24 protein-coding genes are annotated in these 24,776 nt (G+C 43.2%); 12 read left to right on the top strand and 12 right to left on the bottom strand.

Annotated features, from left to right (window positions below; translation table 11 throughout):
• Positions 1-173: 173 nt before the first annotated feature.
• Positions 174-377, bottom strand: coding sequence for a photosystem II reaction center phosphoprotein PsbH (gene psbH / locus BJP34_RS12750; RefSeq protein WP_070392668.1), 204 nt, complete (start codon positions 375-377; stop codon positions 174-176).
• Positions 378-2,527: 2,150 nt separating this feature from the next.
• Here psbH and psbN point away from each other — a divergent pair.
• A complete protein-coding gene (psbN, locus tag BJP34_RS12745; RefSeq protein WP_008180512.1) occupies positions 2,528-2,659 on the top strand; it encodes a photosystem II reaction center protein PsbN in 132 nt (43 codons plus the stop codon).
• A 150-nt stretch (positions 2,660-2,809) separates the two neighbouring features.
• Here psbN and BJP34_RS12740 read toward each other — a convergent pair whose 3' ends face one another.
• Positions 2,810-5,218: a GAF domain-containing protein gene (locus BJP34_RS12740; RefSeq protein WP_083305135.1), complete on the bottom strand. Its 2,409-nt coding sequence runs from the start codon at positions 5,216-5,218 to the stop codon at positions 2,810-2,812.
• 354 nt (positions 5,219-5,572) lie between these two features.
• Between BJP34_RS12740 and BJP34_RS12735 the strand changes: the two genes are divergently transcribed.
• Positions 5,573-6,244 carry a HEAT repeat domain-containing protein gene (locus BJP34_RS12735; RefSeq protein WP_070392666.1) on the top strand — a complete coding sequence of 224 codons (672 nt, stop codon included), beginning with the start codon at positions 5,573-5,575 and terminating at the stop codon, positions 6,242-6,244.
• A 121-nt stretch (positions 6,245-6,365) separates the two neighbouring features.
• Positions 6,366-6,887: a phycobiliprotein lyase gene (locus tag BJP34_RS12730; RefSeq protein ID WP_070392665.1), complete on the top strand. Its 522-nt coding sequence runs from the start codon at positions 6,366-6,368 to the stop codon at positions 6,885-6,887.
• Between the two features lie 584 nt (positions 6,888-7,471).
• Here BJP34_RS12730 and BJP34_RS12725 read toward each other — a convergent pair.
• The 6 genes from BJP34_RS12725 to BJP34_RS47350 form a co-directional block, all read right to left on the bottom strand.
• Positions 7,472-7,978: a hypothetical protein gene (locus tag BJP34_RS12725; RefSeq protein WP_070392664.1), complete on the bottom strand. Its 507-nt coding sequence runs from the start codon at positions 7,976-7,978 to the stop codon at positions 7,472-7,474.
• A 349-nt stretch (positions 7,979-8,327) separates the two neighbouring features.
• Positions 8,328-9,140, bottom strand: a complete 813-nt coding sequence (locus tag BJP34_RS12720) for a hypothetical protein (protein ID WP_070392663.1) — start codon at positions 9,138-9,140, stop codon at positions 8,328-8,330.
• 270 nt (positions 9,141-9,410) lie between these two features.
• Positions 9,411-9,800: an S-layer homology domain-containing protein gene (locus BJP34_RS47365; protein ID WP_229424458.1), complete on the bottom strand. Its 390-nt coding sequence runs from the start codon at positions 9,798-9,800 to the stop codon at positions 9,411-9,413.
• Positions 9,718-10,290, bottom strand: coding sequence for an S-layer homology domain-containing protein (locus BJP34_RS47360; RefSeq protein WP_229424337.1), 573 nt, complete (start codon positions 10,288-10,290; stop codon positions 9,718-9,720). The genes BJP34_RS47365 and BJP34_RS47360 overlap by 83 nt, the downstream gene beginning before the upstream one ends.
• A complete protein-coding gene (locus BJP34_RS47355; protein ID WP_229424336.1) occupies positions 10,283-10,624 on the bottom strand; it encodes an S-layer homology domain-containing protein in 342 nt (113 codons plus the stop codon). Before BJP34_RS47355 ends, BJP34_RS47360 begins: the two co-directional genes overlap by 8 nt.
• 45 nt (positions 10,625-10,669) lie before the next feature.
• Complete coding sequence (locus tag BJP34_RS47350) at positions 10,670-11,257, bottom strand: DUF1565 domain-containing protein (RefSeq protein ID WP_229424335.1); 588 nt, start codon at positions 11,255-11,257, stop codon at positions 10,670-10,672.
• Positions 11,258-11,417: 160 nt separating this feature from the next.
• Here BJP34_RS47350 and BJP34_RS12710 point away from each other — a divergent pair, with 160 nt between their 5' ends.
• The 5 genes from BJP34_RS12710 to BJP34_RS12700 all read left to right on the top strand — a co-directional run bounded on the left by BJP34_RS12710 (position 11,418) and on the right by BJP34_RS12700 (position 15,377).
• Positions 11,418-12,446: an ABC transporter ATP-binding protein gene (locus BJP34_RS12710; RefSeq protein ID WP_070392662.1), complete on the top strand. Its 1,029-nt coding sequence runs from the start codon at positions 11,418-11,420 to the stop codon at positions 12,444-12,446.
• 48 nt (positions 12,447-12,494) lie between these two features.
• Positions 12,495-12,770, top strand: coding sequence for a hypothetical protein (locus BJP34_RS39550; RefSeq protein WP_149030945.1), 276 nt, complete (start codon positions 12,495-12,497; stop codon positions 12,768-12,770).
• A 20-nt stretch (positions 12,771-12,790) separates the two neighbouring features.
• Positions 12,791-12,913: a hypothetical protein gene (locus BJP34_RS48765; protein ID WP_267876552.1), complete on the top strand. Its 123-nt coding sequence runs from the start codon at positions 12,791-12,793 to the stop codon at positions 12,911-12,913.
• Positions 12,914-13,249: 336 nt separating this feature from the next.
• Positions 13,250-14,050 (top strand): ABC transporter permease, encoded by an 801-nt coding sequence (locus BJP34_RS12705; protein ID WP_070392661.1) that lies wholly within the window; start codon positions 13,250-13,252, stop codon positions 14,048-14,050.
• A gap of 406 nt (positions 14,051-14,456) precedes the next feature.
• Entirely contained in the window at positions 14,457-15,377 is a 921-nt protein-coding gene (locus BJP34_RS12700; protein ID WP_070392660.1) for a pyridoxamine 5'-phosphate oxidase family protein, read from the top strand.
• Here the strand turns inward: BJP34_RS12700 and BJP34_RS12695 are convergent.
• Complete coding sequence (locus BJP34_RS12695; RefSeq protein WP_070392659.1) at positions 15,370-17,286, bottom strand: serine/threonine-protein kinase; 1,917 nt, start codon at positions 17,284-17,286, stop codon at positions 15,370-15,372. The genes BJP34_RS12700 and BJP34_RS12695 overlap by 8 nt on opposite strands.
• A gap of 844 nt (positions 17,287-18,130) precedes the next feature.
• On the opposite strand from BJP34_RS12695, the gene BJP34_RS12685 reads away from it, so the two are divergent.
• Both BJP34_RS12685 and BJP34_RS12680 read left to right on the top strand, forming a co-directional pair.
• Positions 18,131-19,705, top strand: a complete 1,575-nt coding sequence (locus BJP34_RS12685) for a GldG family protein (RefSeq protein WP_070396639.1) — start codon at positions 18,131-18,133, stop codon at positions 19,703-19,705.
• A gap of 118 nt (positions 19,706-19,823) precedes the next feature.
• Complete coding sequence (locus tag BJP34_RS12680; protein WP_070392657.1) at positions 19,824-20,462, top strand: restriction endonuclease subunit R; 639 nt, start codon at positions 19,824-19,826, stop codon at positions 20,460-20,462.
• A 64-nt stretch (positions 20,463-20,526) separates the two neighbouring features.
• Here the strand turns inward: BJP34_RS12680 and BJP34_RS12675 are convergent, their stop codons facing one another.
• The 3 genes from BJP34_RS12675 to BJP34_RS12665 form a co-directional block, all read right to left on the bottom strand.
• Positions 20,527-20,754: a hypothetical protein gene (locus BJP34_RS12675; protein WP_070392656.1), complete on the bottom strand. Its 228-nt coding sequence runs from the start codon at positions 20,752-20,754 to the stop codon at positions 20,527-20,529.
• A gap of 165 nt (positions 20,755-20,919) precedes the next feature.
• Positions 20,920-21,873 (bottom strand): hypothetical protein, encoded by a 954-nt coding sequence (locus BJP34_RS12670; RefSeq protein WP_070392655.1) that lies wholly within the window; start codon positions 21,871-21,873, stop codon positions 20,920-20,922.
• Positions 21,874-21,975: 102 nt separating this feature from the next.
• Complete coding sequence (locus BJP34_RS12665; protein ID WP_070392654.1) at positions 21,976-22,977, bottom strand: hypothetical protein; 1,002 nt, start codon at positions 22,975-22,977, stop codon at positions 21,976-21,978.
• A 191-nt stretch (positions 22,978-23,168) separates the two neighbouring features.
• On the opposite strand from BJP34_RS12665, the gene BJP34_RS48760 reads away from it, so the two are divergent.
• Both BJP34_RS48760 and BJP34_RS12660 read left to right on the top strand, forming a co-directional pair.
• Positions 23,169-23,303 carry a hypothetical protein gene (locus BJP34_RS48760; RefSeq protein ID WP_267876551.1) on the top strand — a complete coding sequence of 45 codons (135 nt, stop codon included), beginning with the start codon at positions 23,169-23,171 and terminating at the stop codon, positions 23,301-23,303.
• Positions 23,304-23,426: 123 nt separating this feature from the next.
• On the top strand, positions 23,427-24,728 hold the full coding sequence (locus BJP34_RS12660; protein WP_070392653.1) for an AAA family ATPase: 1,302 nt from the start codon (positions 23,427-23,429) through the stop codon (positions 24,726-24,728).
• Positions 24,729-24,776 lie beyond the last annotated feature (48 nt).

Genomic DNA, 24,776 nt, shown 5'->3' with positions numbered 1-24,776 from the left:
CCCAAATTGACCGCTATTTCTTTGTTGCTTTGAACTAAGCAAGTTTAAGGCGCGCCAGGGAATCATCCCACTGACTGCCGAGCCTATCCATTGCTGTCAAGAGCATTAAAAAACCCGGACAAGCCGGGAGGGAGCTGAAATTTTAGTGATTAGCAGTTGAAGCAGGGAGTAGACTACTGCCCTAGGCTTGTCCAATCAACGTTGAAACCTTGAATGATGATTGATTTGTTGTAAATCTGCAAAATAATCAGCAAAAAGACGAAAAATAGCCCCATAAAGACTCCCATTACAGGGGTAGTGCCCCAACCTGGGGCAACTTTACCATATTCCGAGTTAAGGGGTTTGAGAATATCTCCTAGCCGAGTTCTTTGTGCCATGGGTAAATTGAGATTTATGTTAATTGAGATTTATGTTATTGACATCTCCGATACTTTTTAGCTACCAAAATCTACTTTGCAGATTTTAGCCCACTAATGCAAGCTGCTTAAGCAGCCAGGGGGTATCTCCCAAGGCCAAGATCGGTTTTGTTCCGCTCTTGGCGCAATTATCTGTGTTTAATAGAAAACGCAACCACTATCATTAAAGCTTTGGTTTTCGGCTTCAATTCAAGTTACAGAATGTTTTCAATGACACTAGATTCCTCATCAAAGTATAACATATTTTTGTAGATACTGCAAGATATTTGGAGAAAATCGTCAACAGTGGCTAGCCCCCGTGCGAGGGATTGCTCGCACGGGGGATTCTACAAGGTGGCGAAGTACCAAGTTGAAACCGTGCCACTTCCCTTCAAGTCCGATAGGATCTACTTAGAGATTTAAACAGATCATACCACTGCGGGAGTGTCAAAGCTCCCCTACCCACCTTGGTTAGATCATTGCGTGACATACTCCTACACTGACTCTGCTCTTACAGAGCCGCTTCGCGAACGAGTGAGCGTGTAGGCTTCAAGCCAACTCCACCCAACGGTATCGGCTTTCGCCGACGCTGCGCGAACGGATACGTAGGCTTGCTTTATTAACGACACGGTCAGAAGTTACCGCTTAAAGAGTGGAGCCAAAATGGTTAGTCGGCTATGCATAAAAGAGGTGTAGAGACGCGCGCCAAGCGTGTAGTGGAGCCTTTATAGGTGACTGGCTATGAGGATGCATGGTTAAAACTATTGTATTAAGGCTCCACTACACTTACGGTAACTTCAAGACCCGTGGCGAATTTAATAATTAGATGCGGAAAGCGCACCTTTGGTTAAAACTTTATGATTAAGGCGACCCTGTCAGCCATGCAAAGCGCGAGTGGTTTGAATTTACCGTAAGACAGTTGAGCCTTGTCAGCCATGCAAAGCGCGAGTGGGGGAAACCACGGCAGTCGCTCATGGTTAGAAGTTACCGTAAGACAGTTGAGCCTTAATCAATAAGTTTTACCCCTTTTCTGCATAGCCTACCAACCATAAAGGCTCAACTGTCTAAGGTTTCGTCTCCGGGGGGAACCCCCAAGACCGCGCTGCCTCCCCAAGACCGCGCAAATCACGCTAATCAATAAGTTTTACCCCTTTTCTGCATAGCCGACCAACCATAAAGGCTCAACGTAATCAGGTTTGGTCTCCGGGGGAAACCCCCTTTGGCCGACTGCATCGCTCTTCTAAGGTTTCGTCTCCGGGATGCCCCGACCCGCCGGAACAATACAATAAGTTCTATTTTTAAGCACGTAGGTGGCGGTTAGCTCTTAATTTATTTTCCCTACTATTTTTAGTATAACGTTTTTCGGCCTGTTTATCAGAGTTCCAGCTCCGCGATTCATCCCTGGAGACGAAACCGATAGATAGGGTCGCCAAAATCGGTAAAGTTTTAACCGTTTTACCCATAACCGACTAACCATAAAGGCGACCAGTACCTTACGGTAACTTTAAACACTCATGCTGCCCATGTTCGTTGTGGGGCATAAGAGCGGAGGAAGGTAAAGGTCGTGCAAATTTTCCGGATGTTGGGCTACATACCCCGTGATGGCACAGCAACTCACCTTTTCCCAAGACAATTAACACACTGTTAACACAGTACCTGATATTTGTCAAGCCTGCTGTTCACAACAACTAATCTTTTTGACGATTTTTTGTTTACAAACTTAGACAGTAGTTGACAAACAACTACATTTTGTCAACTACTGTCTAAGTTTGTATAGTAGTTATAGTTTTGGAAATGTATCTTAACAGTGTTAAAATTCTGTGGTATTCTTAAACAAAAGCAATAAAACTAAAATTTGTTAACACAACATCAAAAAAAGCTAGAATTGACTCTGGTTCTACTCCTGACAATAGATATCGTTTAGCTCGCCTTGGCCGTGATCGTTCAAGCACAGCTCGGGTGATACCTTGCCATGCTCTCGATCCAGAGTGATCTAAATGTATAGGTTCGTCTGGATTTTAGACAGCAGAATGTCAAAAAGAAAACAGACTCATATAACGATGCAGTAGCCTCACTGGGGTTTCCCCCACAAGCCACTGCATCAACAGACACACTTATATTTGATTTGAGCCATGGAACCCGCAATAGTCCTTAGCATTGTTATCCTTGTTTTTGTAATCGGTATCACTGGTATATCGATTTATACCGCTTTTGGACCCCCTTCAGCGGAATTAGTCGATCAGTTTGAAGAACATGAAGACTAATATAATAGTGTTCCATTCAAACGGGGAAAGTCAAAAGTGATTAGGGTAGCACAACTCAACTAACAACTCAACTATCAGTTAACCGCTAACCCTGGCCAAAACATAGCCTTGGCCAACAGACCAAGCAATCCCTTAAGCATTGAAGGTAGATTAAAACTTGATCGTTAAACTGTTGTCGTGTTCATTGAGTTCGGAGCCTTGAGGAGCCGGAATTTGAACGGTAAATGTAGTCCATCTCTGAGAGCTTTCTACCTGAATGATGCCATCGAGCTGTTTGACTAGCTCCTTGACCAAAGCTAGACCTAATCCTGTACCACCTCGCTTCCAAGGATCAGCATTAGGAATGCGATAGAACTTATCGAAGATGTGGGGTAATTCCGTATCAGCAATCTCAGCTTGATTGCTGATTTTAAATATTACCTTGGGTACGGTATCTGATGCGATCAGATCCGGATTGTTTTGGTAAAAAAACTCAAGAATAATCTGCCTGTTGGCTGGAGTATATTTACAAGCATTGTTGAACAGTTCTGTCACAATTCGCCCGAAGCTGGTCTTGTCAATCAAAACCGATGGCAAATTATCTGACAAAGTCAACTTCAGGATTTGCTGTTGTGCCTGGATACGGGAGCAAAAGGAATCAACGATTCGGTGTAACCAGATTTTCAAGTCTACTACTGTTCTCGAAACCTGATAAGAGGCGGTTTCTAAACGCTGCAAGTCAAGTAAATCGTTGATTAGTTCAATTTCTCTGTAACACTCAGATTCTAAAATCTCTGTATAGCGCTGTCGTCGTTGACTCTCCGGAGAAATTTTGAGCATCTGTATTGCCATTTTCATATTGGATAGAGGTGTGCGCAGTTCATGAGAAACGGTACTTAAGAAATCATCTTTGAGCATGTTTAGTTTCTGTAGTTCCTGGATTCTCTCTCGTAGTTGTTGGGTGCGCTCAAGTACTTGCCGTTCTAAGTCGGTGTTGAGGTTAGCCAAACGCTGATAAAGCTGGCCTTGCTGAATTGCGATCGCAAGTTGCTCAGCCATCGACTGCACCAAAGTCACTGCGCCATCAGACCATTGGTAATCACGATCAATCTTGATCAGGCACAATTTTCCCCAGAGGCGGTTTTGAAACCTTAGTGGTACAAGTAACCCATGGCAAGTATCCTGAAGCTTTAAGTTGCAGCTATTGTTAATACGCACCACTTCGAGATTTTTGATCTTGCGACTAATCTGATTGTCCACATCGGGAGTTTCAGCTCCCATTGGGCTACTCAAGTTAGCTTGTTTACTGCATTGAGATACGGTTAACCAAACCTGCTGCTGTGGCAGATATTCTTGAATTTCTACTAGGTCAACCTCCAACAGCTGACTAATTCCTTGAGTGGCTGTGGTAAAAATCTGCTCTAAATCAAGAGAGCTACGAATCTTTTGAGTAAACTGATTGAGCGTTGCTTCCCGTTGAGCTTTGAGTTGGTTTTCCTGATAAATTTGAGCCTGCTGAATCGCAATTCCTACATGGTCTGCTACTGATTTCCACAAATTTCTTTCCCAAAACTGCCACTGTCGTGGTCTACTACACTGATGGGCAACCAGTAGTCCCCACAAAGGTGAGTCTAATGGTTGGTTTTGGTCTAGTTGAGGGTGACAGATGATCGGAACTACCAAGTTAGCAACGACTTGAAACTGAGCTAGGCAATTAACTTCATAGGAGGACAAGCCCCCAGAATCAGAATAGATATCTTCAATCGCTTGGATCGGACCATACCGGTACTGATTAGCATGGGTTTCCCAGAACTGGGGATTATACATTTCCCTACCTGTAATCGGCTGCCAGGGTGATTCTACAGACTCTACTGTGAATCTACCTCTCCAATCCGACTCGAAGCGATAAACCGCTACCCGATCTGCTTGTAACAATCGGCGAACTTCATTAACTGTGGTATTTAGAATTGTCTCCACATCTAAAGACTTACGAATGCGGGCTGCAAAGTTTTCCCGAAGGGAATCACCCATTGCCTGCCTCAGCTTATCTTGAGCCACTTGGTTAGACAGTGCGTTCGCGTAGCGTGACCTACGGTCAATCTGTGCCTGTTTGCCCTCTTTAGCATCAACGACAGTTGCTACAAAACCAATCTGTTTCCCTACCTGATCTTGCAGGACACTAATCCTAAAATCGCTAGCCAATTGGCTACCGTCTTGGCGTTGAATGAGCAACTCACCCTGCCAAACCTCTAACTGGGACAATTGAGCAAAAATTTCTTTGATGGGAGCATGACTTCTAGGGGGAAACACGATCTCCGATAGCTGCGAGCCAATAACATCTTGGGATTGCCATTGATATAGCTGACAGGCATAACTATTCCAATGAATAATTTTTCCGTCCATATCTATGGCAATAACCCCACTAGGTAAGTGATCTAACAAAGAAGCCTGAAAGTGATTTTGCTCTTGTGCCTTTTGGTATTTGGTTTCCTGAGCTAATAAAATTTCTTGAAGCTGCTCAAAGGCTGCCTCATCGACTGTAAGCTCACGTAGAATCTGGAACTGCTCTAATCTCATCATTGATGTCTCAAAATCGAACGATCAGCTCTCAATTCAACAGTTCCCATCAGCAACTGTGGCAGAAGTGACTTGGGTTGTTGTATTTATCACATCAGCCTGTTGTCTATTCTTACCTGTACTCAGATGCCGAAAGTTGAATTGATTTGCCATAGCTAGTTGACTAAAAAACTTCCATAGATACAGCCATAGCATTCCCAAAACTATGACTCAGAGCGACAATTGTGTATAAAGATTGATCTAGCAAGCAGGTCAGAGGGATTACTTTACCAGACCGCTGGGTAGATTCTTAAGCGATCACAACTGATGCTCATACTCCCCTGAGGTTAATTGTCAACCAAACCCCAAGAAACTACGATGCCCTCTAATTTAGAACAACTTTCGGCTCAGCTGGAAAGCCCCAACATGCGCGATCGCTTGATGGCTCTGGCATCACTACGAGATGTTCAAGCCAGTGATGCGGTGCCGCTAATTAAAAAGGTACTTGATGATCCCAATTTACCAGTTCGCTCTATGGCTATATTCGCTCTGGGAGTCAAGCCTACGGAAGAATGCTACCCAATTTTGGTCAAATTTATGGCAACTGACCCAGATTACGGCATTCGTGCTGCTGCTGCTGGGGCTTTGGGATATCTAGGTGACCCCAAAGCCTTTGAAGCTCTAGTTAGGGCGTTCTACGAAGATACTGAATGGTTGGTACGTTTTAGTGCTGCTGTGTCCCTAGGTAACCTCCAAGATCCCCGTGCTCGTGATGTGCTGACTAAGGCGTTAGATAGTCAGGAAGTACTAGTCCAACAAGCTGCTATTGCTGCTTTGGGGGAAATCAAAGCTACAGAAGCTATAGACGATATTCTACGCTTTGCCCAGTCAGAGGATTGGATAGTGCGTCAACGTTTAGCAGAAGCTCTCGGTCAACTTGGTCAGGACAAAAGTATCTCGGCATTAAACTATTTGGCAAAAGACAGCCATCCTCAAGTATCTGAAGCCGCTCAAATGGCTCTATTGCGTTTGTCTCAAGCCTCAAGCTAGTGTAGCATCCTGGTAATTGGGCTAATCATAGCGCGATAGAATCAAGAGTGAACCACTTGATTGAAATTACCAACATCAGTGATCTACCACGATCTACCACAAATTTTTACAATCTTAGCCAATGGATATTAAAGAGTTTTTTGAACAGAGCGCTGGCAGATGGTTTTCTCAACGTACTAGTAATCATATTACCTCTCAACCCATTAAAAATGGTAAGTCCAACATCACAATGGAAATGCTATCTGGTGATGCCCCAGAGGTGATCAAACTCTGTAAGCAATACCAAATAGAGCCTGGTATAGCTATATTTGGCTTAAAAGTGATTTGGGACAGTACAGTAGTAGGAGAGCAGAAAAAGCAAACTGGTTCCACTGTTGTTGTAGCTGTTCCCAACCCAGAAAATCCTGACATTGGCAAGCTATTGCGAACTAATGGTGATGTTGAAGAAACTTCCTTAAAATGTCGTTACAGTATCGGCCAGGATGATGTTTTAACAATGATTACAGAGGGGAAAACTCTATATGCTGAAGAACGTTTTTGGTTTGCTAGCCCTAACTTTCGGTTACGCACTAACGTTCTCCAGCAGAGGGGGCAATTAACCATGGCTTCTCTGGCCACAGAAATTCGTCTTGGTGTTACGTGAAAGTTAAGCATTCAGTAAGCTATAGCGCGTGTCGCGTATCAGTTATCAGTTATCAGCTATAGCGCGTGTCGCGTATCAGCCTTGGCCTTGGCTTTTGGGCCACGCGGGGCGCGTTTGACCACGCTACTTGAGGTGCTATCAGCTTTTGAATAAGTGATGCAGCAAGGGAACAGGGGAGGCAGTGCCTAGGGTGTGGGGTGTGGGGTGTGGGGTGTGGGGTGTGGGGTAGGCTGTTTATTATGGGCCTTTTTCGGGGGAGATCGTTCACACCGGGTACGCGTAGGGCGATAACGCCCAGAATGGATATCTAGCAAGAGATACACTGTCTCATACTATCAGACAAAAAGTGCATGAAGTTTAAGCTATGGCCATCGCACAAAGTGAACAGCCTAGGCAGTGCCGACCTGGGGGGGTTCCCACGGGGCAAACAGCGGTGCGGACGCAGGTGACGCACACAGACCCATGCACCACTCGCGCTTGGGATCAAGACAACAGGTAACCATTGGTTTAATCTCTTTTACGTCAGCTGACCACTAACCACTGAACACTGACCGCTGAGGGCTGACCGCTGAATGCTTAAAGTCTCAATTATTAGTATTTATGTTATTTACTACAAAAGGCTTATCGATAGGTTTTGGTTCTTTACTGTAAGCACTTTCTAGGACTTTGTTCCTGACTAAATTTGCCTCATATTCAGAAAAATATCCAATCAGGGTACCTCGCCACACTTTCTTGAGCATATATCTCTCTGATGGCACCTGTATATAACCGGCTGGGGCATAGTTATCTTTTATAAATGAATCCGACTTAATGACCTTAGAATTTTTAATATAATCATGTTTGGATTTAAACAGCTTACAATTGTAATTGTAAGCCCATTTGTTAGATATAACGACTCGTTTAAGATTTATTTTATTCAAAAAATAACTTGTTGGTACAAAAACAGCAAATTTGCCATCAGGAATCTTAGCACAGGCTCGTGCCGAGTAATTTTCAATAATTATTTGGACAAATAATGTCAGCTGGATTCCAAAAATTAGTCCGGCTATTAAACCAGAAAATAGGGGAAAACAAAAACTTTTTTCATGCATCCTGTTGCTAGACTTTGCTAAAGTAATTTAGACTGGAATTAAGTCTATCAATTAAGTGCTAGATATATAGCTAATATATAAAATTTTAATGAATATTACTGGATAGTTTGATGAAAGTTTATAAAAAATAATTTAATCACAATGGGGTATGCCATAGGGGGATCAGCGAGGATTTGGTATGATTAGCTCCGAACGCGCCCCGCGTGGGCTACGGCCAAACGCGCCCCGCGTGGCCTACGGCCAAACGCGCCCCGCGTGACCTACGGTCAATTGCGCCCCGCGTGACCTACGGTCAATCGCGTAGCGTGGCCTACGGCCAATCATCCCACGGGGATTAATCGTGGGATGGTTAACTTTGCTCCAGGTTAACAGTGGCCTGGGAAGGACTCTCTGGCTCTGACCTACTTTCGACCTCCTGATCTTCCAAGGCACTGGAAGCTGAATCACTGACTTGCTGATCGACTACCATAGCTGTGACTGTAGCAGAGTCTTGGTGCAGGACAACTGCCTTGAGCTTAAGGTAAACATCTGAAGAGTCTGGTGGTGGATGAAATTGGTTAATTGGCTTCTTGTTAAGCTCATAACTTGACCAATCTACATTGTAGATAGGACTAGCACGGGCTTTGCTCAGAGGCTTTGGGAAGCTTTCTCTGGGCTTGACTGATTTTTCAGGTATTTTGGATGATATGGTCTTGGCTTCAGGGGAAGTGTCCTGTTGCCCTGTTGGTGCTGCTTGGAGTGTCTTTGACTCAACCATGCCTTGCTCTGGTGTAGTTTCATAAGAACTAGTACCTACAGAGGTTTCAGCAACATTCTCTACCCACTGTAAACTTAGTTCTAAGCTCTCGGTTGTGGATGTACTATCGACGGGAGCGGTTAAATTTTGGGGAAATTTACGACAAACCATCCGCTCAAACTCATGATTAAAGCGATATATAGGTTGTCCTCGTCGTAACCAGACTGTCAAAATTTGCTCTACAGATATCGCTTTGTAACGCCCTTGATAAAGAGCCTCAATCACCGCTAGACGCACCCAATTGGCAGGATAGTTCTCAAGCCATAGATTGACTAATTCTTCTACAGTGTAACCCCTGAGCTCAAACCCATAGTGACTGAGCAAGGCAAGGGCATAGGCAATGGCTAAATCTGAGTCATTGGTCATGGGTAAAAGGATTCAAGGTGGGAAGGTGGTACGATTCCAGGTGGAAAGGTCGCACATGTGGCACATTATGGACCCACAGAGGCTTCTGGCAACGTCGCTTGGGAATATAACCTATATCCTGCAACCTGCAACCTGCAACCTGCAACCTGCAACCTGCAACCTGCAACCTGCAACCTGCAACCTGTAACCTACAACCTGCAACCTGCAACCTGCAACCTGTAACCTACAACCTGCAACTAGTTTTGGTAGTGAGTTGGTTGGTCACTGAAATCAGGACTCATGACTCATGACAACACTATACGGTGAGTTGAACTCAGTGAAACGTCCTGTCTTCACCAAGGCCTGATAGATAAATGCAATCGCATCAGCTCGCTTTGCTTCCCGCTTGGGATGCAACAGGGTTGGGTTGGGGTGGTTAACGACAATTTTCGCGATGGTAGCGTATGCAACTGCTTCGGTAGCATAAGCAGGAATATCCTTCCAATCTTCTGAGATTTTAGAAATCTCAGAAGAGTCTTTAACTGACTTCCCTAGAGTTTTGGCTAAAGACAGCCCATTGACTAGAGAGGCAATCAAATCAACACGGCGCAAGGTCTGCTGAGGATGGAAGGTTTGGTCGGGGTATCCAGAGAGAAAACCACCACGATAGGATTGGTTGATAGCTGGTAATGCCGGTGAAATTCAGGGGGACATCAATAAATTGGGTAGCTGGACCGATTGGATTGGGGTCAAACACTTTTACCAGTAGGGCAGCGCACTCAGCCCGAGTTAGAGGGGCATCTGGTTGAAAGCTGCCATCCGCAAAGCCACTAATCAGGTTTAGACTACCGAGGCGGCGAATAAAACCTTCTGCCCAGTGTCCAGGTATATCGGTAAATGAGGTAATGTCAGGGTTAGGGTTAACAATATAAGGAGATGCGATCGCGTAGTGTGGCCTACGGCCAATCGCATCTGCAGAGCCTTTTGCTACCAATGCCTGGTAAATTAATGCTACCACCTCAGCACGGGTAATCGGCCTCATGGGATTGAGCTGATGGGGTTCGGGATAATTACTACCATTTGTCTTTGAGTTGCTGTGGCTACCGCTTGGGTAGCATAGCTGGGAATCTGAACGCGATCGCGATAAACCCGAGTTCGCTAGACTAACCACCTGTTAACCCCAAACCCTTGACTAGGGATACCAGACCTTGCACTCTGGTCAGATTTTGCTGGGGGCGAAATGTGCGATCGCGGAATCGGGAAATAAAACCCATAACTGCTGCTTTCCGAATTGCTTGTGATGCCCAAAATTTGGCGCTCGAATCCACAAACTCCCCTCTACCTTTACCCACCTGCCGTGGGCTTTCAAATGTTTTGGCAATAATTGCTGCATACTGTGCTCTAGTCAGGTTGGCTTCTGGCTTGAATGTGCCATCTCCAAAGCCACTAACTAGCCCTGTGATCACTAATTCTCCAATAAACTGGCTTGCCCAATCACCTGTCAAATCACTGAATTGAAATGGACCAGTCTGCCGGACTGGAACTTGAGATTAACGCAACTCTACCGCACCCTCAATTCTAGATGGATTGAGCTGATTGCCCACCGAAACTAACCTGACAGAGCTGCTATTTTGGAGATCAGCCTTACCATTATTGCGCAGGATATTACCCGCCGGGTCTTGAGAATTGCCTAAATCTGGTCTAGCCCTACCATTAACCACTAAACCACCATGAGTATTGTTCTCAATCAGATTACGACGCAATACCGGTTGCACCTGACGCATCAAAACGATTCCAGCTCGGTTACCGAGTATTTTATTATCTGCTATTAACGGTGCTGCCGAGTCACGGATGGTAATATTTTGACGATTAAACGTAGGGCTGACATAGTTCCCACTGCCCGAAATCACAATATCCTTACCCTTGGTCGGTTCATTGCCGACAACCATCACTACTTTAGGAATCACTAGGGGAAAAACTTCGACCCTAGCAGCATTATAGGTACCAGCGGCTAAGTGAATGGTAGTTCCAGCAGTAGCCATAGAAAGTGCCTTAGTCAAGGTTTTAAACGGAACAGTATCACCAGTATCGCTATCCTTACCAGTGACTGGGTTAACGTGAATAATAGATTTAACCATATTAGTCAGTAAATGGCAATTAACAGGTAATTTTTAACACGTAGTCATTAATAATTACTACTTAATATTTAATAATTAACACTTAAAACTTTATCTATAACAAGTGATACTTAACAAGTAATATTTAATACCTAATACTTAACACGTAATACTTAAGACTATGATAGAAGTAGAGCATCTAAGCAAAATCTATGGCACCACCCCAGCGATAGAGAATGTTACTTTCAGGGTTGAACCAGGAGAAATCCTAGGCTTCCTTGGACCGAATGGTGCAGGGAAAACCACTACCATGCGAATTTTGGCAGGCTATTTACCAGCAACCCATGGTACTGCCCGAATTGCTAATTATGATGTTCATGAAAATTCTATGGCAGTACGACGCCGAATTGGTTATTTACCGGAATTTCCGCCACTGTATCCGGACATGACCGTTGAAGGATTTTTGCACTTTGTTGCCCGTATTAAAGGTGTTGCTGCAGGCGATCGCACTACTAAGGTCAAAACTGCCATGGAGCGCTGTAACATAACGAGCAAGGCCAAGCTACTGATCCGTAAGCTTTCTAAGGGCTTCCGTCAACGGGTGGGTATCGCTCAGGCGATTGTACATGACCCACCGGCCATCATTCTAGATGAACCGACAGTGGGTCTTGATCCTCGGCAAATTATTGATGTCCGTAACTTAATTAAGAGCCTTGCTGGTGACCATACTATTATCCTATCTACCCACATTCTACCAGAAGTGAGTATGACCTGTAGCCGGGTAGCGATTATCAATGAAGGCAAAATTGTAGCAACAGATAGTCCAGACAAGTTACTGGCGGAGTTAACCGGAGGCTCAGGTTATGAGTTAGAAATAGATGGTGATGCACAGGAGTTACAGAAATTATTACAAGTTATACCAGGAGTTTGCCTGGTGGAACTGGTTAATGATCACAATTTACCTGGCGGACGATCTTTATTCCACATCGTATCAGCACCGGGAGCAGAACCCGCACGGGATATTGCAGCTGTGACCGTGGGAGCTGGTGTAGGGATATACGAAATGCGACGGACTCGCGCTACCCTGGAAGATGTCTTTTTGAAACTGACTACCACCGAAAAACCACTGCCTCAACCCGATCCTGATTTACAGGAGTCTGATTTAGACGAGTCTGAGGAATCTGATGAAGGATTAACGATTAAGGATTAAGCATCAAGGATGAAAGTTATTTTGAAAACCTTTAATCACCTACACAGAATGAATTACCTACTACCAAGTTTGGTAACCCTTAGATTGTCAGTAAGCATTCAGCCATCAGCCGTCAGCCGTCAGCGGTCAGTGGTCAGCGGTCAGCGGTCAGCTTTGTGGCACAGGCTTTGGCCAAGGCCTTTGGCCACGCTACGCGAATGGCCACGCTGTGCGAACGACGCTGGGACTTTCGTGACTATTAAACAAATGGTTACCTGTTGTCTTGATGCAAAGCGCGAGTGGGGGAAACCAACGGCAGTCGCTCATGGTTTGAAGTTACCGTAAGATAGTGGAGCCTTGTCTTGATGCAAAGCGCGAGTGGGGGAAACCACGGCAGTCGCTCATGGGGGGAACCCCCAAGACCGCGCTGCCTCCCCAAGACCGCGCAAATCACGCTATTAACAAATATTGAACCCTTTTCTGCATAACCTGCTAACTATAAAGGCGACCCTATCTAAGGTTTCGTCTCCGGGGGAACCCCCTTTGGCGGCGCTGCCTCCCCAAGACCGCGCTGGATCGCTTATTCAAAAGCTGAATGCTGAATGCTGAATGCTGAATGCTGAATGCTGAATGCTTACGATTGTCATGCTTTGAGGTTTGTGAAATAATGTGTAATCAATTTTGTTTACCTGCTTAACTAAGCATTACCTAACTAACCTTAACCATTCAACTAAATAACTTTCAACCTTGGCCTTTCGGCCACGCTACGCGAACAACTAACTTTCAACCTTCAATCCCAAAATATACCCTCTATAATTAAACAAATAATGATAATTATTGGCAATATATTAGCAATTTTTAGGAAAGAATTACAGGGATATTTTGCTTCACCATTCGCTTATGTGATCGCCGGTGTATTTTGGTGGCTGTCTGGCTCCTTTTTTGTAGAAATTCTTTTGGATCAAGAGGGTATTATTAACCAAGTAGCAACGGCAGAACAATTGGGTTTACCGATACCACCAGTGGATGTTGCCTATGTATTTTTGCGTCAATTCTTGGAAGTGATGGGTTCACTGTCGTTATTTGTGTTGCCAATTCTGTCCATGGGACTCTATGCTGAGGAACGCAAACGCAGGACTTTGGAGCTTTTGGCCACTTCTCCACTAACGAATTGGGCTGTAGCCGTAGGTAAACTCTTGGGAGTGGTGACATTTTATAGCTTTATGGTGCTACCCTTACTTGCCTATGAAGCGATCGCATTTAGTGCTACAGATCCCCCGGTTCAACCTGTCCTACCGTTACTCGCCCACGCCGGATTAATTTTACTGGCAGCATCGGTGCTTTCTCTGGGGATGTTCATTTCTTCCCTAACTGATAGCTCAATTTTGTCAGCAATCCTCACCTTTGCTGTGGTTTTGGGACTTTGGGTGATTGATTTGATTGCTAAAAATGTTAGTGGACCCCTTGGGGAAGCCTTAGGTCATTTATCGTTGTTGGAAAATTATAAAAATCTGATTCAGGGTGTTTTGGATACTAGTAGTATAATTCTGTTTTTGAGTTATATCTTTATCGGTATTTTTCTAACTGCTCAGTCTATTGATGCGTTAAGATTTCAGCGTTCTTAGTATGTAAGCATATGCTGAATGCTGATAGCTGAATGCTGATAGCTGATAACTGATAGCTGAATGCTTTCCTCAAAACCTGCCAATTTCTTAAAGCAATTTCTGACATCGAACTGAGGTGAGTGATTGTCAGTTAAACAACACCAGACAAAACTGAGACAAAAACTGAGACATTTTGCTCTTGTCTTCCCAGTAGTCTGAGATTAGAGAAAGTTCAGGGATATGTAGCTATTGACCTAACACCCCTGACTGGTTGTATCCTGTCCGGTGCTGGGTGATAGTCTTCTTTAGCCCAAATCTGGACAGTTTTCTAGTTTAGAGACAGACAGATTAGATACAGACATATACAGAAATTCTGTGTATAAGAAAACTGCTGTTTTCTGTGTCACTATCCCCAAAGGAGTAGATTATGAGCTTTCACACTGGAGAGATTGCTGTTCAAACTCGGGCTGGGGTAACCGAAGAAGCTGAGAAACTCAGCTCGATGATTACTCCCGTGATCAAACCTGCTGCTCAGATGCTCCTGACAACTCAACAATTAGCGATCGCTAGTAGTGTGGATACCAATGGCTTAGTTTGGGCATCATTGCTGACTGGTCAACCTGGTTTTGTCCAAGTTTTCGATAATCAAACTGTCGAGATTAACTGTATCCCTATCGATGGGGATCCCTTGTACGAAAACTTGGTGCAAAATGGAGTACTGGGACTTCTGGTGATTGACCTGACTACCCGTAAACGCTTGCGGATGAATGGCTTGGCTAGAGTAGAAGGCAAAGGGCAGATTGTGATGCAGACCACTGAGGTATTTTTCAACTGTCCCAAATACATCCAGCTGCGTCATCTAGAGACTGATACCCCTGAGTCAAGCGAGCCTGAAATTCGCAGCTTTGAGGCTTTGACCACAACCGAGCAAGACTGGATTACCCAATCTGATACCTTTTTCATTGCCAGTTTCAATCCAGAAACTGGGGCAGATGCCTCTCATCGGGGTGGATATCCAGGATTTATCCAGGTGATCAGTGATCATCAGCTAGTGTTTCCTGATTATGCTGGCAATAATATGTTTCAAACCCTAGGTAACCTGACAGTGAATCCCCATGCTGGTCTGCTGTTCATCGATTTTGAGCGAGGCAATACCTTACAACTGACCGGAACAGCCGAGGTGATTTGGGATCAGTCACGATTCACTACCGTTCCAGGAGCGCAACGGTTAGTGGAGTTTCATATTGACCAGGTCTTAGAAACAACTAATGCTAGCCCTATACGCTGGCGCTTTGGAGAGTATTCTCCCGCTAATCCTGCTGTTAAGAAGGAGAGTCTTACTACTTAACTCTTATTCCTTTTGTTTTGAGAGTGATTAGTCTAATTAGTGGATTATAAGTATAAACACGTCGAAAACTAAGTGTAATCACTGACGCATTAGGATCTAGTGGTTGTTTTAAGGTGATAGAACCTTTAGTTGGTATCCTAGAAGGCATCACTGTTCCATCCCAACTAGAGCCTGAATAACCTCTATAATTATTTCCTAAATTATCAACGGCGATAAAATCGGAAAATCGGCTATCTTTATTAGTGTAATTATAAGCTTTAAAATAAATTTTTAATTGGCCATTTTTCCACTTTTCTATTTTATCGACGACGAAGCGAGCGCCATTAACTTGTGGGGATGACCAATAATTTCTAAAAACTTGAGGAATTTGGCTTTTCCATTCAGCAATTAATCGTTGTGCTTCTTGATAAGATGGCGTAGCGTTATGAATCCGTTTGGCGATGGATATTGCTTGACTATACTGTCGCTGATTAGCATAGTGATTTGCCTTGAGGATCAGGTTTTCTCCTTGTATTTCTAATTCAGCACCTAGTCTTTCTAATTCAGCAGCTTTTAGTTTGGTTTCAGCAGCATTAATAATTTGGATTGCTTGCTGCTGGAAACGTTCAGCGTTAACCTGTGCTGCCATTGCTTTGGCTTGTTGCCATTTATGTTTCTTTAGGTCTTGTTGAGCTTTTTGAATTAAATTTTGATCACTTTGCCATTCTTTCCATTGAGTAATTAACGTTTTTGCTTCTTGGTAACTATTACTCTCAGTCGGTATTTTTTTAGCTTCAGTAATTGCTTTATAGATAAGTTGGGGATTGTCTACTAGTTTAGTTGCTTTATTTAGTTGTGCGACAGAACAGTCATTTAAGAGGCATATCGATTTTTCATTGATGCTCAAAAAAACTGGAACATCTTGAGCTAAATTAATACATTTTTCATAGTCTCCATCGCTCAAGTGCTGTTGGATTTTACTTACTAATAGTTGCTCAACTTGGTTTAATCCATAGGTAACACCTAATCCTAAACTGATTACAGTAACTATAGCATACTTTAGTCGTTTATTCAGGTTATTTACTTTGAGTTTATTGCTAAACTCTGCTAGTAGTTTTCTTTGAATTGGCTCTGGTGATGGAACCGATTTAAAAATACGTTCTAGATTGGCAAGACGCTTTTTAGGGTCCGGTTCTACCATTTTGTCTAGGTAGTTAAGAAATTCTTTGCTATAACCTGAAGCTAAATGCTTGAATTTTATACGATGATTGCTTAAATCAATTAAATTACTAATTTCTGCCGTTTTAATTCCGGTAACCAAACAAACAAGTGTCACTCCTAAACTATAAATATCTGATGCTTTATTGAGGGTGTGATTATATAATTGTTCTGGTGGCATAAATCCAGCTGTGCCAGCCATCGTAGTACTTCCATTAATTGAACCATAGGCAAGTTTTGCCAACCCAAAATCAATTAAGTAAACCCGCATTTTGTAATCTAACAAAACATTTTCTGGTTTAATGTCTCGGTGAATTATCGGATTATAAAAATGTTGTATATAATCCAAAATTTCGAGCATTTGAACGGCAATTTGCTGGATTTGCTCTGGTGTAAAGCTTGGGTATGCAGACAAAGGTTGAGCGTTTTTGTACTCCTGTACCAAACAAACACCACCCTCAGGAGCAAAGGAGTCAAGATAGCGAGGAATCCTAGGATGGTGTAACTGTTTTAGTACCTTAATCTCACTTTCAATGGATTGGTAACCATGCCAGCTACTGTTATATTGAGCAAATTGAAACAGCTTGATTACAACTTTTTGCTTAGTTTTAAGATGGATGGCTTGATAAGTTACTCGACCACTGTGATAGTTGTGACCTAATTGTTTTTTGACTTGGTAGCCATAGTTATAAAAATCAGGAAATTCACTCATCGAATGTAGGTTTGTGCATCAGTTACAAAATGTATACGCTTTATATTACTCCAACTTCAACAAAAGAATAACGGATTGAGTTTTAAGTAATTGAAACCCCAAGTCTATGTAGAGTTTTGGTTGATAGTGACCTGAAAGCTAGAGCTGGTAAGTATTGTGGAGCACTTGTGGCCCCCAGGAAGTTTATACAAACTTTATATTCAACCAAATCCTTTATACAAAGTTTACAAAAAAACTATGAAGGATAATCTTTTTATGGATAAAAATAGTGTAAACTTATCCACCAATTTATTCACAAATTTATTCACCCAACTAATAGTGTGGCTGGATGTGTGGAATGACTATAGCAAAGGGAATAGGGAATAGGGAACAGAGAGTAGGGAATATGGCATCAAAAATTATCACAATTCCTACAGGGCTCCCGATACTGAGTGCTGAGTACTGAGTGCTGATACCTGATACCTGATAACTAAATAATTATTTGATAGCTAGATAATTATGACTGATGAAAATTAGTTATTTTATTTTTCCACTCTATAGATGTTCTATGATTACCCTCTGAAGTTCCATCGGATGCTCTCAAAGAGCCGCTACGCGATCACATTACTACCGTCTTAATTTCCATGGGATGCTCTTAAAGAGCCGCTACGGGAACCCAGGATTAGCCGGTGAAGTTCGATGGGATGCTCTCAAAGGGATGCTCTCAAAGAGCCGCTACCGGAACCCAGGATTACCCTGTCAAACCCCCATTAGCCTAACGCCTAAGACTAATGGGTAATACCTAGCAGGTTAAGCTGAATGCTTACAATCAGTAATGATAGTTGCAGCTCCCGTGAGGTTTGAGATGAAGACAAGCAAAACCAAGAAGTATCTCCTTTACCTTTTCTGGCTCGGGCCACTACTGACCATGGCGGGAATCACTGTCAGGATTATGACTGAAAAATGGTCTCCAGACGCATTAGGATTACTGATTGCTGGTATTGTCATTAGTCTTGTGGGGCTAGTATTTTTAGCCCGGTTGGCCCCGAAATTTTGGCAAAGCCGTTCTACCCAAGTCGGAACCAATGCTATTATTTCTACGGTAGCTATGTTAGTGATTTTGGGGCTGATTAACTTTATAGGGGTGCGCTATACCCAACGCATCGATTTAACAGAAAATCAGTTATATACTCTGTCACCCCAGTCCCAGCAAGTGGTGCAAAATTTACGACAGCCCCTTAAGGTTTGGATCTTTAACCCACAACCTAATCCAGATGACCGAGAGTTGTTAGAGAACTTTCGTCGGTATGGGTCAAACTTTGAATTTCAGTTTGTTGACCCTCAGCTAAAACCAGCACTAGCTCAGAAATTTGGTGTTCAGTCTATCGGAGAGGTTTATCTACAATATAAAGACAAGCAACAATTATTGCAAGCTGTTAATGATACCCAACCTCTGTCAGAAGCTAGTCTTACTAGTGGTATCGAAACCCTGACTCGGGAAATTTCGCTTAGGGTTTACTTCCTGCAAGGTCACGGAGAAAAATCCTTAGCAGAAGTAGAAGGGGGATTATCTGAGGCAGTACGTGTTCTAGAGGATAAAAATTTTACGGTTCAACCCCTTAACCTAGCTGAACGCTCAGAGGTTCCAGCCGATGCATCAATCGTAGTTAGTGCAGGTCCGATGCGACCATTATTAGAAAAAGAAGTCAAAGGCTTACGTAACTATCTATCCAAGGGTGGTAGCTTACTATTGATGCTCGACCCTGATACTAATCCTAAATTGGATAGCTTTCTCAAAGACTGGGGAATTAAGCTAGACAGTAGGTTAGTGATTGACCCGTCTGCTCCAGAACGTTCTTTAGTGCTTGGTGCAGCAACTCCCATGGTGACCAGCTACGGGAATCATCCCATTACCAGGGAATTTGCCGACGGATTTTCCTTTTATCCTTGGGCGCGATCGCTCTTAATTACCCCAGTAGATGGTATCCAGGAGACTCCTCTGCTGATTACCAATGACAGAACTTGGGCTGAGAGCAATCCTAAACAGCAGCCACTGGAATTGAATCCAGAACGCGATCGCCCTGGTCCGTTAATCTTAGGTGTAGCATTAAGCCGCAAAGCCGAAGGGATTGATCAAGGGACTCCTCAAGAGGATGGTAACAAAAAGACCTCGTCAGCTCGTTTGGTAGTCTATGGTAACTCTAATTTTGCCACCAATGGTTGGTTTGATCAGCAATTAAATGGTGATGTTTTTCTCAACACCATTAGCTGGTTAAGCAAGCAAGATGATCAAGTCCTATCTATCCGCCCTAAAGAACAAAACAATCGACGGATTAACCTAACAGCAATCCAGGCTGAGTTACTGGGTTGGACTGCCCTGTTACTTATGCCCTTAGTTGGGTTTACCACAGCTGGGTTGGTGTGGTGGCAACGCCGTTAGTATTGGTAACTGATATAACTATAGGAAAGGGAGTAGGGAGTAGGGAGTAGGGAGTAGGGAACTTCGGAACAATAATTATCACAATTTATACAATTTATACACGGAACCCTATAAACCTATGATAATTCTACAAGCTAGTCACCTATCTCTAGAAGATGTCCATCATACCTTTGGCTTTCAACGGCAATACAATAGTTCATTAACTTCCCGGTTATCCCTAGACACTATCACTGAATTTGAGCAACGGGAATTGGAACAAATTCGGACTGATTTTGATAATTACTTAATCGCCGGTAAAGTATCTGAAGGACTGGTAAAAGCCCTAACTGTTTTTCCCTTACTGCGATTAGCTGGCTTCTATCGCTCTCCAATAAAGATTTCCTTGGAAGAAGGGATTGCTGATATTGATATTCAGGACCAGGATACCAAAATTACTGGCAGACTAGATATTTTAGCAATTAACAAAGCTCAACAGACAGTAGATAAAGTATCGTTTTGGGTCTTAGTTATAGAAACTAAAAACAGTAGTGCTGATGTATCCGTTGGGTTACCTCAATTACTGACCTATGCCTATAAGAGTTTAGACCATCAAGACTCAGTTTGGGGACTATCGACTAACGGATACATTTATCAGTTTATTTATATCCAAGCTGGCAATCCTCCGATTTATCAGTTGATGCCAGTATTAAACCTGATGGAATCGGAGTCATCGATTAAATTACTACAAGTTATTAAAGCTATAGCGCTTCTAGATTAACTCTCAACTTAAACGGCTATAGTTTTTAGTTAAACTGGGATTTTTTAGTCTGTTCAACCCAATTTTACTGCCGAAAGTAGGCAACAATTCCATAAACTGAACCTTCACCACCTCCTAGGGGTGCTGTTGAAACAAGTTCCCATTTCTCTTGAGCCATGTGGGTTAAGAAATTTACCCACAGTTGGTCCTTCCATTCAGGACGTTCTTCACCTTCTATACGAAGCCATTTAATTTCTTGAGTCCAGCCTCTTCCCTTCCAAGCATAAACTACGCTGCGATACTTTGTTGACATGACGTTTTAAAATTAAAATAGCATTTCCGAATGAATTAGAAAAAGCGATGCAGTGCCGCGCTGACTCAAGACAAGGGTGACCGTTCTTGCCATTAGCCAAAATTCCTATCTATTTTCTTGCCTCTTGCCTCTTGCCTCTTGCCTCTTGCCAAGACCCAAGCGCGACTATGTTTGCTCTCCAAATCGAGTCAATAATTCTAGTCGAGACAATTGTAAGAGTAGGGGGGTAAATTCTTCTGGAGAGAGTGCCATCAATGGCTCAATGATTTCCAGCAGTTCCTGGTCTAGTTCACCAAAACGGCTACGCAATAAGTAAGTGACCATACTACGGCGTTCGTTTTGCCTACCTTGGACTAGTCCTTCTTCTTTTCCCTGCACTAGTCCCTCTTCTTTGCCAAGCTCGGTAGCTAATTCCAGTCGTTGTTGATATATCTGAGATAATTGCATGATTAACTCCCTGTCATCTTCTTCTAGGTCTTGATTTTGTTTGATACGTGCCTCTAATATTGCCAGCATGTCATATACTAATTCTAGGATATTGTCTTTGTGCTGACTCCCATTCGGTAGGGATTTCAATTCCTCAATTGCTTGCTGTTGCACTCTACCTCTACCGAGAATTCTCAACCATAAGGTTTCCGGTGTCACTGGTAGTTGGTGAATCGCCACAATCGCCGTATACAAGGATTTCCCCAGAAAGTACATACCCCTGGGATAATTAACCAGATCTGCTTTAGCATTGAAGCTTTCTAAAAACTCTTCGGAAGCGGTTGGGGAGAGAATCCATAAACGAGGCAGTTCTGTCACCCTAACTTGCGCATTAGTGCGCTTAGCCTGACGGAAAACTTGACCATGAACCTGAATCAGTTTACCGATACAACTGAGCACCTCAAATTTACTGACTGGGTTGCGGAACGGTTCAAATATCGCAGGAGTTGTGGCCAGTTTTCCGAGTAATCCCAGGTTTTTTCCATTGGTGGTTAGTGCCTGCGATGGCAAAAAATAAACATCAATTTCTTGAACTTCCCCAGGCACTTTCCAGCTTGTTTCTACTTTCCCCAGGGGGTCGAGGAGTTCTTTCAGACATTGTTTGGCAAATTGGTCATGGACGTTTCTGGTCATGGAACACCCTGATAACTATTGATTTAATTAGTATTTAATTACTATTTAAGTAATCAGCGGATGATCGAGCTAGTCAACCGGCACGACATTGGGATTAATTACCTAATTTACCTCTCCAAATCGAGTCAATAATTCTAGTCGAGACAATTGTAATAGTAGGGGGATAAATTCTTCTGGAGAGAGTGCCATCAATGGCTCAATGATTCCCAGCAGTTCCTGGTCTAGTTCACCAAAACGGCTACGCAATAAGTAAGTGACCATACTACGACGTTCGTTTTGCCTACCTTGGACTAGTCCTTCTTGTTTGCCCTCGACTAGTCCTTCTTGTTTGCCCTCGACTAGTCCTTCTTGTTTACCTTGCACTATTCCCTCTTGTTTGCCAAGCTCGGTAGCCAATTCCAGTCGTTGTTGATATATCTGAGATAATTGCATGATTAACTCCCGGTCATCTTCTTCAAGGTCTTGATTTTGTTTGATACGTGCGTCTAATATTGCCAGCATGTCATATACTAATTCTAGGATATTGTCTTTGTGCTGACTCCCGTTCGGTAGGGATTTCAATTCCTCGATCGCTTGCTGTTGCACTCTACCTCTACCGAGAATTCTCAGCCATAACGTTTCTGGGGTCACTGGTAGTTGGTGAATCGCCACAATTGCCGTATACAAGGATTTCCCCAGAAAGTACATCCCCTTGGGATAATTAACTAGATCTGGTTGAAAATTAAAGCTTTCTAAAAACTCTTCGGAAGCGGTTGGGGAGAGAATCCATAAATGAGGCAGTTCTATCACCCTAACTTGGGCATTAGTTCGCTTAGCCTGACGGAAAACTTGACCATGAACCTGGATCAGTTTACCGATACAACTGAGCACCTCAAATTTACTGACTGGGTTGCGGAAGGGTTCAAAAATAGCAGGGGTTGTGGCCAGTTTTCCGAGTAATCCCAGACTTTGTCCATTGGTTTCTAGTGGCTGAGATGGCAAAAAGTAAACATCAATTTCTTGAACTTCCCCAGGCACTTTCCAGCTTGTTTCCACTTTCCCCAGGGGGTCGAGGAGTTCCTTAAGACATTGTTTGGCAAACTGGTCATGGACGTTTCTGGTCATGGAACATTCTAAAGACTATAGGTAAGGAAAGAGGGAATAGGGAGTAGGGAGTAGGGAATAGGGAATAGGGAGTAGGGAGTAGGGAGTAGGGAGTAGGGAGTAGGAAGTAGGCTAAAATTAGCTGTAAATCATAACTATTTATTATAGTCTATAATTAGTCATTTTTAAATAAAAGTTTAATCAAAAAAACGGTGGTCAGTTTTTTAAAACTGACCATAAAAATCAAGGCTTATTTAGCATCACCCCAAAAACTTATCGGATTTCTTTCCTACTCTTCCCTATTCCCTGTTCCCTGCTCCCTGTTCCCTATGACCTACTATTTATAAGTGTTCAACCGAAAATGATATAAAATAGAGTGGGTGCAGAATGCCAGCTCGGATGAACCGTTACATGTTCCAACCGCAGCTTGGTACAGAATAGGGAAAAAACTCTACCAATATAAAAGTAATATGACCGATTTACAAACGTTTTACCGAGCTACCAACCCCAGTAAAACCTTAGCTGTGGACAATGAGGAGGATCGCAAGTATTACATTGATTTCTCTTCAGTACGCGGCGGTCAGATTATTGAAAAACTTAGAAAAAAGATTGCTATCTTTTCACCAAATCAGCCTACTTGTGAACTGTTTACTGGGCATATTGGCTGCGGCAAGTCTACGGAGTTGCTCAGGTTAAAGCTGGATTTAGAACGGTCAGGATTTCATGTGGTTTACTTCGAGTCTGATCAGGACTTGGAAATGAGTGATGTTGATATTAGCGATATTTTACTGGCGATCGCTCGTCGAGTCAGTGAAAGTCTGGAAAGTGCTGGCATTAGCCTTCAACCAGGGTACTTCCAGAGGTTATTTGGTGAAGTCAAAGATATCTTAAACACACCGATGGAGCTATCGGAGGTAGAATTTTCTGTAGGGATTGCCACCATTACCAGTCAAGCCAAAGCTAGCCCTAAGCAGCGGGATAAGTTGAGAGGATATCTGGAGCCTCGAACCAATGGAATTATTGAGGCCATTAATCAGGAGGTGCTGGAGCCTGGTATCAAGAAATTGAAACAGACCGGGAAAAAGGGACTAGTAGTTATTGTCGATAACCTTGACCGGGTAGATTCTATACAAAAGCCCTTTGGTCGTCTTCAGCCAGAATATTTGTTTGCGGATCGAGGGTCACAGTTGCGGGGACTGCACTGTCACGTGGTTTACACTATTCCATTGTCACTGCGGTTTTCCAATGACTTTGGGATGGTGACTGAACGCTTTATGAGCGACCCCAAAGTCCTGCCAATGGTTCCTGTACAGTTACGGGACGGTAGCAAACATGAAGAAGGAATGGCACTGCTGCGACAGATGGTGCTAGCAAGAGCTTTTCCAGATTTAGAGCCCAACCAGCGTCTAACTAAAATTACAGCAATTTTTGACAGTCCTGAAACCTTAGACCGTTTATGTGGTGCTAGTGGCGGTCATGTGCGAAATTTACTCCGGTTTCTCCGTGAATGGATCATGGAGGAAGGAGAACTACCCCTTTCCCGTAATGGTCTAGAACGTATGATTAAGGCTCAGCATCATAAACTTGTTTTATCGATCACTGATGATGAGTGGGACTTATTGCGTAAAGTAGCGAAGGATAAGAAAGTGACTGGAGATGACGGATATCAAATCTTAATCCGCAGTCGCTTTGTTTATGAGTATTATGATCAAGATGAACCTTGGTTTGATGTTAATCCAATTTTGTCAGAAGCGAAAGAACTACAGCCATAGCATTTCTAAATAGGTTATGAACAATCTTGCTGATTTCTTATATAGCGC

Source organism: Moorena producens PAL-8-15-08-1 (assembly GCF_001767235.1).
GTDB classification, from domain to species: domain Bacteria; phylum Cyanobacteriota; class Cyanobacteriia; order Cyanobacteriales; family Coleofasciculaceae; genus Moorena; species Moorena producens_A.
Note: the sequence above shows the minus strand (reverse complement) of the source record. Positions and strands in the feature narration are given on the sequence as shown.

Bases quoted from the DNA above. Each gene is read 5' to 3' on its own strand.
- BJP34_RS12675 (WP_070392656.1), bottom strand. From the start codon at position 20,754: ATGTCAACAAAGTATCGCAGCGTAGTTTATGCTTGGAAGGGAAGAGGC.
- BJP34_RS48765 (WP_267876552.1), top strand. From the start codon at position 12,791: ATGCAAAGCGCGAGTGGGGGAAACCACGGCAGTCGCTCATGGGGGGAA.
- BJP34_RS12710 (WP_070392662.1), top strand. From the start codon at position 11,418: ATGATAGAAGTAGAGCATCTAAGCAAAATCTATGGCACCACCCCAGCG.
- BJP34_RS12670 (WP_070392655.1), bottom strand. From the start codon at position 21,873: ATGACCAGAAACGTCCATGACCAATTTGCCAAACAATGTCTGAAAGAA.
- BJP34_RS12660 (WP_070392653.1), top strand. From the start codon at position 23,427: ATGACCGATTTACAAACGTTTTACCGAGCTACCAACCCCAGTAAAACC.
- psbH (WP_070392668.1), bottom strand. From the start codon at position 377: ATGGCACAAAGAACTCGGCTAGGAGATATTCTCAAACCCCTTAACTCG.
- BJP34_RS12720 (WP_070392663.1), bottom strand. From the start codon at position 9,140: ATGACCAATGACTCAGATTTAGCCATTGCCTATGCCCTTGCCTTGCTC.
- psbN (WP_008180512.1), top strand. From the start codon at position 2,528: ATGGAACCCGCAATAGTCCTTAGCATTGTTATCCTTGTTTTTGTAATC.
- BJP34_RS39550 (WP_149030945.1), top strand. From the start codon at position 12,495: ATGAATTACCTACTACCAAGTTTGGTAACCCTTAGATTGTCAGTAAGC.
- BJP34_RS12665 (WP_070392654.1), bottom strand. From the start codon at position 22,977: ATGACCAGAAACGTCCATGACCAGTTTGCCAAACAATGTCTTAAGGAA.
- BJP34_RS12730 (WP_070392665.1), top strand. From the start codon at position 6,366: ATGGATATTAAAGAGTTTTTTGAACAGAGCGCTGGCAGATGGTTTTCT.
- BJP34_RS12695 (WP_070392659.1), bottom strand. From the start codon at position 17,286: ATGAGTGAATTTCCTGATTTTTATAACTATGGCTACCAAGTCAAAAAA.
- BJP34_RS12735 (WP_070392666.1), top strand. From the start codon at position 5,573: ATGCCCTCTAATTTAGAACAACTTTCGGCTCAGCTGGAAAGCCCCAAC.
- BJP34_RS12685 (WP_070396639.1), top strand. From the start codon at position 18,131: ATGAAGACAAGCAAAACCAAGAAGTATCTCCTTTACCTTTTCTGGCTC.
- BJP34_RS12740 (WP_083305135.1), bottom strand. From the start codon at position 5,218: ATGATGAGATTAGAGCAGTTCCAGATTCTACGTGAGCTTACAGTCGAT.
- BJP34_RS12700 (WP_070392660.1), top strand. From the start codon at position 14,457: ATGAGCTTTCACACTGGAGAGATTGCTGTTCAAACTCGGGCTGGGGTA.
- BJP34_RS12680 (WP_070392657.1), top strand. From the start codon at position 19,824: ATGATAATTCTACAAGCTAGTCACCTATCTCTAGAAGATGTCCATCAT.
- BJP34_RS47350 (WP_229424335.1), bottom strand. From the start codon at position 11,257: ATGGTTAAATCTATTATTCACGTTAACCCAGTCACTGGTAAGGATAGC.
- BJP34_RS12725 (WP_070392664.1), bottom strand. From the start codon at position 7,978: ATGCATGAAAAAAGTTTTTGTTTTCCCCTATTTTCTGGTTTAATAGCC.